Origin of the sequence: Alcanivorax nanhaiticus (assembly GCF_000756665.1) — a bacterium.
Classification (GTDB): Bacteria; Pseudomonadota; Gammaproteobacteria; order Pseudomonadales; family Alcanivoracaceae; genus Alcanivorax; species Alcanivorax nanhaiticus.
On record NZ_ARXV01000004.1, the window covers coordinates 290,701 to 302,416 of the forward strand.

Annotated in this window: 9 protein-coding genes; 1 reads left to right on the forward strand and 8 read right to left on the reverse strand. The window is 57.4% G+C overall.

What is annotated here, in order from left to right; genetic code table 11:
- Positions 1-117: 117 nt before the first annotated feature.
- Both Y5S_RS07180 and pmbA read right to left on the reverse strand, forming a co-directional pair.
- A complete protein-coding gene (locus tag Y5S_RS07180) occupies positions 118-900 on the reverse strand; it encodes a BPSS1780 family membrane protein (protein WP_035231683.1) in 783 nt (260 codons plus the stop codon).
- A 29-nt stretch (positions 901-929) separates the two neighbouring features.
- Positions 930-2,285, reverse strand: coding sequence for a metalloprotease PmbA (gene pmbA / locus Y5S_RS07185; RefSeq protein ID WP_035231685.1), 1,356 nt, complete (start codon positions 2,283-2,285; stop codon positions 930-932).
- Positions 2,286-2,327: 42 nt separating this feature from the next.
- Between pmbA and yjgA the strand changes: the two genes are divergently transcribed.
- Positions 2,328-2,867 (forward strand): ribosome biogenesis factor YjgA, encoded by a 540-nt coding sequence (gene yjgA, locus Y5S_RS07190; RefSeq protein ID WP_035231687.1) that lies wholly within the window; start codon positions 2,328-2,330, stop codon positions 2,865-2,867.
- Positions 2,868-2,931: 64 nt separating this feature from the next.
- Here the strand turns inward: yjgA and Y5S_RS07195 are convergent, their stop codons facing one another.
- The 6 genes from Y5S_RS07195 to Y5S_RS07220 are packed head-to-tail and all read right to left on the reverse strand — an operon-like array spanning position 2,932 to position 11,620.
- Positions 2,932-4,425 carry a C13 family peptidase gene (locus Y5S_RS07195; RefSeq protein ID WP_035231689.1) on the reverse strand — a complete coding sequence of 498 codons (1,494 nt, stop codon included), beginning with the start codon at positions 4,423-4,425 and terminating at the stop codon, positions 2,932-2,934.
- A gap of 32 nt (positions 4,426-4,457) precedes the next feature.
- Positions 4,458-4,919: a Crp/Fnr family transcriptional regulator gene (locus Y5S_RS07200; RefSeq protein WP_035231692.1), complete on the reverse strand. Its 462-nt coding sequence runs from the start codon at positions 4,917-4,919 to the stop codon at positions 4,458-4,460.
- The gene (gene tldD / locus Y5S_RS07205) at positions 4,919-6,355 is read right to left on the reverse strand and encodes a metalloprotease TldD (protein ID WP_035231695.1); all 1,437 of its coding nucleotides are present in this window, start codon (positions 6,353-6,355) and stop codon (positions 4,919-4,921) included. Before tldD ends, Y5S_RS07200 begins: the two co-directional genes overlap by 1 nt.
- Positions 6,355-7,191 carry a carbon-nitrogen hydrolase family protein gene (locus Y5S_RS07210; RefSeq protein ID WP_035231696.1) on the reverse strand — a complete coding sequence of 279 codons (837 nt, stop codon included), beginning with the start codon at positions 7,189-7,191 and terminating at the stop codon, positions 6,355-6,357. Before Y5S_RS07210 ends, tldD begins: the two co-directional genes overlap by 1 nt.
- Positions 7,188-11,024: a YhdP family protein gene (locus Y5S_RS07215; RefSeq protein ID WP_035231698.1), complete on the reverse strand. Its 3,837-nt coding sequence runs from the start codon at positions 11,022-11,024 to the stop codon at positions 7,188-7,190. Before Y5S_RS07215 ends, Y5S_RS07210 begins: the two co-directional genes overlap by 4 nt.
- A gap of 2 nt (positions 11,025-11,026) precedes the next feature.
- The gene (locus Y5S_RS07220; protein WP_035231700.1) at positions 11,027-11,620 is read right to left on the reverse strand and encodes a Maf family protein; all 594 of its coding nucleotides are present in this window, start codon (positions 11,618-11,620) and stop codon (positions 11,027-11,029) included.
- Between the last annotated feature and the right edge of the window lie 96 nt (positions 11,621-11,716).

The following is an 11,716-nucleotide window of genomic DNA, read 5'->3' on the forward strand; positions in this document are numbered from 1 at the left end:
ATTAAACCCGTGTACGAGATCAAACCGTCATGACGAAAATGGCCGCCTATTCACCGATTGCTCGGTAAACAGGCGGCCATTTCGATATGCCGCATGTGGAAAGTTTAAGAAAGGCCCCTACTCTTCCACGAAAATATCCTTGAAACCGACATAGTAGGCCGCCGCCAATATGGGCATCGCCACTAGCCAGCCGAGAAAAACAGGGATAGCAGCGATCAGGGATATCAGGGTGATGACCAGCCAGTACACCAGGAACGGGACAAGATTTCTGAAGCAAGCCTTGGTACTCAGCTTCATGGCCTCGCCCAGCTTACGTTGCCCCAGAAAGATCAAGGGAACAGCAAAGTAGAATGGGAAGTGCAGCACCATCACCAACAGGAAACCGAGCCCCCCGGCAACCACCATAGTGGTAACCTGCGTCCCCTCAATCATTGAAGCCGCATCACCTTCCAGCCATGAACCACCGGACATCAGTGCAGCGACAACAGCAACCACACTGACCAATAGCAGCGCAAAATACAAAAGCCCCAATAGCAATAGCGGCAAGGTGTGCTCCGAAAACCCGGCAAACAGATCAGAAAAATCGGATTCGCCCGTGCGATCAATGCGGTGGAAAATTTTCACCACGCCGCCATAGAGCATCATCATGAGAATATAACCGGCGACCAGCCCCACCAGGGGAATAGAGCCTGCAGCCCCCTGCAAGAGAACGGTGACCACCAACGCACCAATAATAACGCCCCAGTGCCCGGTCAGCAGACTCATCCCTCGGGACAGCCATCCCAGCGCCTGCCCAACACTGACGCCCTTTACTTCGCCGGTCACCATCAACGGTTTCAGTTCAGGTACAGCATTGACGTCTGCCGTCCCAGGCTGGCGATACGGATTATTCTCTTCCATTGCTATTTCTTCCCCCTACGTTGAACTTTCTATTTACCTGCAATTTTCATTGGGGCCAGCAACAGCGAGCCGCAGGCAATATTCCCGCGCCGGTCCACATCGGTGCCGCTACCCTGAATCCCCCGCAGCATCTCACCAAGATGTCCAGCAATGGTAAACTCCTGCAATGGCTGCTGAATCACGCCATTCTCAAACAGGAAACCACTGGCTCCACGGGAATAATCCCCCGTCACCACATTCACCCCTTGCCCCATCACCTCGGTGACCAGAATGCCCTTGCCAGCCTTGGCCATGAGCGCATCCAGAGATTCTCCCGTATCAGTGATGTGGAGGTTGCGTACACCACCACCATTTCCTGTCGGCGACATCCCCAGACGACGGCCGGCATACAAGCCGAGGGCAAACTGATTGAGAATGCCATCTTCCACAAAGTATTGCTCCCGGGTAGGCAGACCATCGCCATCGAACGGTGCCGAGGAATTCCCGGCCTTGAGGTGAGGCTGCTCACCGAGGACAAATCCCTTGGGCAACACGGCTTTGCCCAGACTGTCCTGCAGGAAAGAGCTGCGACGGTAGATGGAACCGCCGCTGATTGCCGATACCAAATGGCCCAGCAGGCCAGAAGCGACCTGGGGCGCGAAGATAATGGGTAATTCACCGGTCTCCGGGATGATCGCCCCCAGCCTGGCCAAGGTGCGCTCACGGGCTTTATCGCCCACCTCCTGAGCACTTTGCAGCGCGGTGCCAATCCGTCCGCCGTCATACCAGTAATCGCGCTGCATACCTTCCGCATCCTCAGCCACCACGCTGCACACTCGGCTGTGGTGCGTGCCGCGATAGCCATGCAGAAAACCTTCTGAGGTAGCAAACACTCGCAGGCTGGCACCACTGTTTACCGAGGCCCCTTCGGAATTAACGATGCGTTTGTCATTGCGGGCAACGGTTTCGCAGGCGAGCGCTTCTTCGATAGCCCGTGGTGTATCCATTTCCCAAGGGTGATAGAGATCCAGATCGGGGATATCACGCGCCAGATCCGCCGCAGGCGCCAGGCCAGCATATTTGTCTGCTTCGGTATAGCGGGCAATCGCGGCCGCAGCCTTAAGGCTGTCGCGCAAACTGTCCCGGCTGTCATCTGAACTGCTGGCGTGGCCTTTGCATTGCCCCTTGAATACGGTGAGTGACACCCCGCGATCACGGTGAAATTCCACCGTTTCCACTTCCCCCTGGCGCACATTCACAGAAAAACCCTGGCTGAGGCTGACATTCACTTCCACACCGTCCAGCCCCAGACGTTTACCCTCCTCCAGCACCCAACTGGCCGTGTCTTCAGCCTGGCGCAGTTGAGCTTCATCGAGTACCGCTGTCGTTACGGGGGAATCAGACATAAAATAGCGCTTCCGTTACCTAGACGATAAATAGTGAATACGATGACCGAGTATAACGACGACCAGTACACCAGCAAGTCAGAACAGAAACGTGATGACCTGGCGCTGCAGGAGCTGGGTCAATCCCTGATGGAGCTCAAGCAGGGAGAGCAGCAGCGCCTGCCTCTCAGTGACGCACTAAAAAAGGGTTTGGAAGAAGCCCGTCGCATCACCAGCAATGAAGCTCGTCGTCGCCATTCCCTGTACATCGGTCGGCTTGTGCGAGAATCCAACACGGAACAGATTGAGCAGGCTCTGGCAGCGTTGAAGGATCCTTTCCGTCAGCAGCGACTGAGTAACTGGGTGGATCAGATCGCCACCAGCGAACAGCCCAAAGAAGCGGATGCGACCCTGCAGCAGATTCTGGAAACCTTTCCCCACGGTGATCGCCAACAGCTGCGCAACCTGACTCGCAATGCGCTCAAAGCCAAGGTTGCTGATCCAGAAAATGCCAGCGCGGCAGACAAGGAAAAGTTCAAGCGTGAACGCCGCAAGCTAATGAACTACCTCAACCAGCTGGACAAAACCGCGCCGTTGTATTGAGCCGGGCGCGTTACACCCTTCGCTGTCGTTCAGGGTCGGAGTTGCAACGTGCAACGCCTCTTAATCACTGCTGCGCCGTCAGCGTCTCACTCTGCCACCAACTGACAAACCCTTTACCCACGGATTTCTGCGGCAGGGAATGCTCGTTCTCTGCGATTCCCTGCTCTTCCTCCATAGCCGTAACACGGGCATTCGCGGCGGCAAACCAGGCATCAGGATCATGAATACCCGCGCTCATATCCTCGCCATATAACGCCCGACTAAACCAGGTTCGCTCGGAATCATCGGCGCAACCAAATGACGTTCTATCCTGCGCTGCAGACGAAAAGACCGCCCGCTGTGGCGCGGCCAACGCATTGACCCATTGGCCGGAGTAACAAGCCGAAATCACCACCCATTGATGCTTCACCTTGAGAGCATTCAACCATTGTTTGCCATCCGCAACAGTCAGGTTATTCAGCTGCAGGTTACGCGCATCCAGCACCAGCTCACCGTTTCTCGCACCATGACTGACAATGTGAACCAGCAGCAGATCCTCCTCTGGATCCATCAGGGCATCCAGCGCGTTTAGCGCTTCACGCACACTGGTGCGTGTCGCGAGAGGCAGAGTATCGCCACCACCATTCACCAATCTGACCTGCCGCCGTTTCAGATCAAGCACCCCACCCAGTCTCTCACTGACCCAGTCCACTTCCCGGCTAAATACCCCGGCCGTGCCATCACCGCCTATGGCAAGAAAGTACACATCCCGTACGCCGGGACGCTGCGGTGCCAGTGAAGACAGGACAGATTGCAGGCGACTAGCCTCGGTATACAGGCGAGCTTCCATACCTGACGCCTGAGCCTGCTCCCGCTGCGTGTAGGCCTGCTCACTGGGGAAATACTGGCCCTCCACAAAGAAACCCTTTTCCTCAATGGGACCGTCGTCCCCCGGACGAATACGCACCCCCTTTCCTTGCGCAAATCCGTCTTCAAAGTGAGCGCGAATAATCACACCATCGGGCCGGGTCAGTTCACCTTTGCCGGAAAACTGGAACCACTCGAACTCTCCTGTGTAGACTCGCCCCTCCGGGTTCCGGTATGTCCCTTTTTCCAGATAACCGTCCACGAACGTGCCTTCGTATTCCTCACCGGATGCGGTTTCCCAACGTCCCTGACCATGGGGCTGAAAATGCCGGAACTCGCCCTGGTAGGTATTACCATCCACGTAGGCAACGCCACCCTCGAGCAATTCTCCCTGCTTGAAGGTGCCCTGATAACGATCATCTCCACAGATGTAACTGCCCTGCCCATTCAAAGCACCTTTGACAAATTCCCCTTCCATGACACAGCCATCGCGGTCTTCCAAACGCCCTTGCCCCGTCATCAGGCCGTGCTTGAATTCACCGCTATAACGACGGCCATCAGGCCAGGTCAGCTCGCCCTGACCATGGAAAAGGTTGTCTTCGATATCACCGTCATACACGGCACCATCAGGCAGCTGTACATCGGCGGACAGCTGAACCGGATCACAGGCAGTGAGGAAAAAGGACAACAACAGCACAGTGGCTTTTTTCATGATGATGGTTCCGTAGCAACAAGCTGCCGGGATCAACCCGCCGGCAATTTGAACTGTGCCAGCTGGGAGGAGGTACGACGCAGATGCACACACAATAGACGGGCGATATTCTCCATTATCTGGGTCACCGCATTCGGGCTGCGTTTGCGCAGCTGCTCCAAACCTTTGTGCGTCAGAACAATCAGCGTGGCATCTTCCGCCACTCTTACTGTAGCAGAGCGAGGTTCCTTATCGACCAGCGCCATTTCCCCCATGGAATCACCGGGGTGAAGATGGGCAATCACCACCTCGCCCCCCCCCACATTCGCCTTGACGATATCCAGGCACCCGCGCACCACAAAACAGACAAAATCACTGCGGTCCCCTTCTCGGCAAACCGTATCCCCGGCGGGCACCCGATTTACGAATACCAGCTTCTCCAGCAGCATCAGCTCGTCTTCACTGAGACCGTCAAAAAGACGCATGCGTGCCAGAGTATCCAGCACCTTGGACATCAGGCGGTTCCCCCCACCGTCAGCGCATCTACCCGCAGGGTGGGTTGCCCAACGCCAACGGGCACCGACTGACCATCCTTGCCGCAAACGCCAATACCGGAGTCCAGCGCCAGATCATTACCGACCATGGAAATCCGGTCCATCACCTCAGCACCGCTGCCGATCAGTGTTGCCCCTTTCACCGGACAAACGATCTTCCCCTTCTCCACCAGATAGGCCTCGCTGGTGGAGAATACGAAGCGACCAGACGTGATATCCACCTGGCCACCGGCAAAGTTCACCGCGTAGATACCACGGTCCAGGCTGGCCACAATTTCTTCCGGGTCACTTTCGCCTGGCAGCATGTAGGTATTCGTCATGCGCGGCATGGGCAAGTGGGCATAGGATTCCCGTCGACCATTGCCCGTGGGCGCAACACCCATTAGCCGCGCATTGGTCTTGTCCTGCATGTATCCCACCAGCTTGCCCTTCTCGATCAGGGTGTTGCTGGCGCTGGGAGTGCCTTCATCGTCCACATTCAGGGAGCCGCGCCGATCTGCCAGCGTGCCATCGTCCACCACTGTACAAAGGCTGGAAGCCACTTGCTGACCCAGTTTCTTTGCAAACATGGAGGTACCCTTGCGATTGAAGTCCCCTTCCAGACCATGGCCTACTGCTTCATGCAGCAGCACACCTGGCCAGCCAGGACCCAGCACTACCGGCATGGTACCTGCAGGAGCCGGCTCGGCATCCAGATTCAGCAACGCACCACGCACCGCTTCCCGAGCCCAATGCTCCACGCGGTTTTCTTCCAGCAACCAGTCATAGCTGACGCGACCGCCGCCACCCGCACTGCCGCGCTCGCGGCGACCATTACGCTCGGCGATCACACTGACATTACAGCGGATCAGTGGCCGCACATCCGCAGCCAGAGTGCCATCACTGGCAACCACCATCACCACGTCCTGCACGGCACTCAGGCTGGCGGTGACTTCTACAATCGCCGGGTCCAGTGAACGCGCCAGGGCATCCAGCCGCTGCAGTAACGCCACTTTTTGTTCAGCCTGCCATCCCTGCAGGGGATCCAGGGCCTGATAGCGAACCGGGGAATGGCGGCTGGCCAGTTGGATCTGACGATCCTGTCCCTGGCGGGTAATCGCACGGGCAGCGCCACCCGCCTGCTGCAAAGCAGCCAGGGTTATATCATCGCTGTAGGCAAAACCGGTCTTGTCTCCCTGCACAATACGCACACCGGCCCCCCGCTCAGTACTGAAACTGGCATCGCGCACAATACCGTCTTCCAGCACCCAGGCTTCATGGCGACTATGCTGGAAATAGATATCGGCATAATCGGCCTGCCCGGTCAGCCGACCGTTCAGCAGGGTTTCCAGCTGCCCGGTATGAAGACCGGCAGGGGCCAACAGAATGGATTCTGCAATGGACAGGGTATCGCTCATCAGAGACCTTTAATCTGGAGTCGTTGGTGCATCTGCACCGGAATGCGCTGGCGAATTTCCTTCATGGTAGCAAGGTCCAGCTCGGCAACAAGGGCACCGGGATCATCGCCCAGGGAAGCCACCACCTCGCCCCATGGATTGGCGAGCAGGGAGTGGCCATAGCTGGCCCGGCGCGGAGCATGCTGCCCGCACTGGTTGGCTCCCAGAGTATAACAACCGCTCTGAACCGCAGTGGCCCGCAACAGCAGATCCCAGTGGGCCTTGCCGGTGACGGCCGTAAACGCCGACGGGTACACCAATAATTCTGCCCCTTGCTGGGCAAGCTGCTGAGCCAGTGCCGGAAAACGCAAATCGTAGCATATCGCCAACCCGACCTTCAGCCCAGCCAAACTGACTACCCGGGTCTGATCACCGGGCTCAAAGACATCCGATTCACGATAACGGCCCTGGGCGTCGTTAACCTGGGCATCAAACAGGTGAAGCTTGTCGTATTCCCCCTGGACCAGCCCCTTTTCATCAATCGCCAGGCTGCGGGTTCGCACCCTTGGGGCTGGCACCGGGCTACCATCGGGCCGCTCACCTGCCGGTATACTGCCGCCGATGATTGCCATACCCAATGTTTTTGCCTGCTCGCACAGCCACTCTTTAAGCCACGCATACTGGGCAGACAGGCCACGGTAATCGCCGCCATACAGGGCAAAGTTTTCCGGCAATACCGCCAAGGCAGCGCCCTCGGAGGCGGCTAATTGCAGGTAACGACGAGCGCTATCGAGATTGGTCTGTACATCCGCGCCACTGGTCATCTGGATAGCCGCAATATTGACGGACTGGCTCATTCGAAAATCCCCTCGGTTTCTGACACCTTGGGGTTGGACCAGGCGCCCTTCACCGCATATTCCATGGTTGCCGTACGATCAAGCTTGTCACCCCAGATACGCTCCACCACAAAAATCCCGGCACAGGCGGCCGGACCAGCCAGACACCCCGCGTAAAGATTGCTGGATAGCGGGAGGGTGACTTCCATCTTGTGGTCCAACGTCTCGTCGGCCAAATTGATCTGACCCTGAACATCAATCAGCGCCGATGGTGAACGAATAGCAAGATTGGTGGTAGAGACCAACGGGCCTTCCACCCGGAAATCGCCCGTGATGCTGTCGCAGCTCAACCCTTTCTTGTAGAGATCGGAAAAATTCAAACGTAAACGGCGTTGAATGGTGCCCAGATTCAAGATGCCGAGCACGCGCAAAAACGATGTCTTGGTATCTGTTTCCGGAATACGACACTCACCAATATCCACCCTGGCCTGACCATCCAGCGCCAGATAATCAGGGTTCAACGGCCAATCATGCCAGCCGAGCACCACCTTCGCCTGGGCATCCTCAGACTCAATCAGCTCTGGCATATCCCAGGCACTCAGCGCTCGCTCCAGTTTATCTGCGCTCAGCACACCACTAAAACGACTGTACTGACCCACGCCATCTGCCTGTTCGGTCCAGTCCAGACTGCCCTCAATCTCGGTAAACCGCCAACGTCCTTCCAGCGCAGACACTCGTACGCCTTGCGCCAGCGGCCTGATGCTTCCCTTCCACTGACCGAAATCCTCGCCGCCAACACGCAGGTTATCGAGACGGGCATCCATGGTGGGTAGCTGCATCGGTGACAGTGGTGGCGCTGAAGCACCGCCTTCAGCCGCCTGGGGCATGGCAATGTTCATTCTGCTCACGGATACCGATAAAGGCTTCTCCCCACGTGCAGAAAATCCTTCAGGCACCCGCACCGAGCCGGCAATGGCCTGGCTACTGAGCGCCAGATCCCAACCCTGATTATTTGGCAACACCGACAGGCTGGCATGGGAAACATCCACGCCAAACAAGTCCAACTGATCGATGCGCAGATTGACCTTGCTGATGGAAGGGCCATCTGCCCCCGCCGATGAGCCCTGCCCTCCCTCAAACGCAGGCAGCATTTTTTCCGAAATAAAATCAATCCAGTCAGCGCTGCTGGCAGTGGCAAGCTGACCGCGCAGGGAAATACCCGACTCCGGCAGGACCAGTGAGCCCGGCCCAACCAGCAAATCGCCACGCACAGGGGATTGCCCCAGAGCGATGCGCCCACGCCACAGATTGTCATAATCCAGATAGAGATTTTGCCGAACCCCTTCACCACGAATCTCTACATCCAGGCTGCTTTTTTGCTCCGCCAGCTTGCCCAGCGGAGTCGGAGCATCGATGGCAACTCCTTGCAGGCTGGAGTGCGCCCGCAACGCGAAGGGCGACCCTTTCCAGGGAATATCCAATGTCATGTCGAACGGTAGCTTGCCGCTGGCCGGCGCCAACCAAGCGAAGCCCAGCCATTCGCGCAACTGGCTCACGGGAACCGCGCCGTTCAAGGCCAGCTGACTATTCTGGCCTGTGGTTTCCCAGTAGCCGCCAACCTCTCCGCCCAGCACACGCGCCTTCAATTCGGGGATCTGGAGCCCCTTGCGCAGATGAAAATACACCGGCGCCGTTAGATCACTCACAGCAAGACGACGCTCTGGATTATCCAGCTCCGCCCCCTCAACCGTGGCATCAACAATCACCGTCGGGCTCCCGCCAGCCTCGCGCTTGAAAGGGAAATCCAGCAACAATCGGCCTTTCATACTACCGGCCTGCATGCGCCAATCCAGCAGCTCCTCCGGCAACATCTTTTTCAGGGGAGTGTCCTGCATCAGGCTATCCAGATCCGCCAGGGGCCCTTCTAGCTGACCGGAGACCACCAACCGCGGACCTTCTTGCGTAGTGAATGCCGGCACATCCACATACACCTGTTCCACCGAGCTCCCGTAGATGGTCCCCTTCGAGGCGACGCCACGCACTTCACGTCCGTTGATGAAAACATCTGCCGAGACATCGCGAGCCAGCGGCCAGTCAGGAAGCAGAGACAGGACGATATCATCCCCTTGATAACGCATCTGGAAGGTGCGGTCCTGCTGCCGGTCCGGGTCAATTTTTACCGGCCCCTGATACAGTAGCTGGCCTCGATTCAGATGCCCGTCCTGTAACGCCTGACCCAGCCAGCCAGCCAGCCCATCCGGCAGCCGTCGCAACGGAATATAACGGTTGGCATTGGCACCATTGCCATCATAAATTTCTGCGGCAAGACGCAACTCCGGCACCTGCCCCGGCTGAACCCCAACCGACAGCATAGCTTCGCCATGGGCATCTTCGTTCACCACTCGGATCCGTCCCGAGCGAACACGCAGCTGCTCACCTTCACGCCGCCAGTCGAAGACACCCACCATCTGACCCGCCAGCGGCAACTCGAACAATCGGGGCAACGCCAGCGACAGGCTGTCGCTGTAAAGGTGCGCCAGCCCCTGCTCTGCATTGCCCGATACCCAACCGCTTAACCGCGTAACCCCGGGAATCTTGTCTTTTGCCTGATTACCCAGTGCCGAGAAGCGGGCTTGAAACTGGTCCAGTGAACGCCCCGCGCCACTCAGATAGACGCCATCGACCACCCCTTGGGGAGATAACGCCTTGAGCAAATCCCGCGCCTGGTCGGCCTGGGTCGGTAACGTAAAAGGCCATTGCTGAAATTGCTGGCTCAACGCCCGCACCGGCAGATCCCCAGTGCGCAACTGCCAGGGCCGGACTTCTCCCTGTGTCTGCCACTGCAGCGCCATGTCCCCCAGCTTGAGTTGACCTGCAGGGGTCTGACCAGACAGATCCAGCAATGACAGCACCGCCTGATCATCGCTACGATCCAGCGCCAGACGAGCAGTCACATCGGATAACGGCCAGCGAGACTGTTGATCGGTCAGGGTCACTGCGGGAACAGAAAGCGCAACCTGACCACTGCGCGGCTGCCCCTCTTCCAGACCAGCCCACATTTCCAGCTTGCCCTGCAGTGCCTCCACGGTCAGAGGCAAGTCCAGAGATGAGGGCAACCACTCTTCCAATCGCTGCCCACGCACCTTGAGGTATAAATCCGCGTTTATCTCATCAAAGGCATAGGCATCATCATGAAGGTGCGCCCGAGCTTCCACTCGGAGCGGCCGATCTCTCGCCTCCACCGTTAACGACAACAGGTGATTACCGCCATCATTGATCAGTGTCGCATCCAGTTCTGAGGCAGCCAAAGGAGGCATCCCTGGCCACTCCAGAGATAACCTGGCGTTGTGAACCGTCAACAGTTGCTGTCGATAGAAAATGCGTAAAATGTTCTCCAGAGAAGGGGCATCATTGCTGGATGATCCTCCCTGAATATCCAGCCCACGCAGCCGAACCTTTCCATCTTCGCCGCGCACCAGATGCAGAGCCACACCATCAATGCGCAACTCCTTCAGCACCAGATCCCGAACCAGCAGCGAGCGAAACACATCCACGCTCAATACCACTTCCTGAAGTTCGAGCGGCGACTCTCCCTCCGGCGCTGGCAGACGAATGCGTCGGGCCACAAATTGCGGCACCAACCCTTCCATCTTTCCATCAAGCTCATCAATGATCAGCGGCGTCTGCAGCTTTTCTTCAAAAAAAAGCTCCAGCTTTTCCCGGTAATCCGGAACCAGCAACATTGCCTGACGGGCAAGAACAACATAGACCGCAAGCAACAACAGGCACAGCGCGACCAGCCCCCACAGAGAGAGGTAAAGGCGACGCCAGGCTTTGAAGGAAATACTTGCCATATTCAGTCAATGCACCAGTAATCGAGTCCGGCCTGTTCCAGCAACAACACCGTTTGCTCCAGAGGCAAACCAACCACCCCACTGTAACTGCCTGTCAACGATGCCACCAGCGCCGCACCCAACCCCTGAATACCGTATCCTCCGGCTTTATCATTCCCTTCTCCGGTATCCACATAACGGGCCATCTGCTCACAGGTCAATTCGCGAAATTGAACCTGAGTGATACTGCATGCAATCCGGCATTCCTGTCCCGTGGTCAGCGCCAATGCAGAAATTACCTGATGCTGATTGCCACTCAGCATGGCCAACATCTCCAGCGCATGAGCACGGCTCTGGGGTTTACCCAGAATCGTGTCTTCAAACACCACAGAAGTATCTGCCCCCAATACAACCCCGAACGGCAGCCCTTCGGCTGCACGAAGTCTCTCACCAGCACAGGATTTTTCCCTCGCCATGCGTTCCACATAGGCCTGGGGCGCTTCGCCTGGTCTGGGCGTTTCATCAATATCCGGCGCTTTCAAAACGGTAAACGGAACCGCGATCTGCTGAAGCAACTCAGCACGGCGGGGGGAGCCGGAGGCAAGGTAGAGAGTCATAAAAAACCAGTTAACAGTGAATAGTTAACAACGAGCAACAGTGAACGGCCGCGGGCACCGGATCTCTGAACACGTCAAAGCTTCGACCGCGCAACT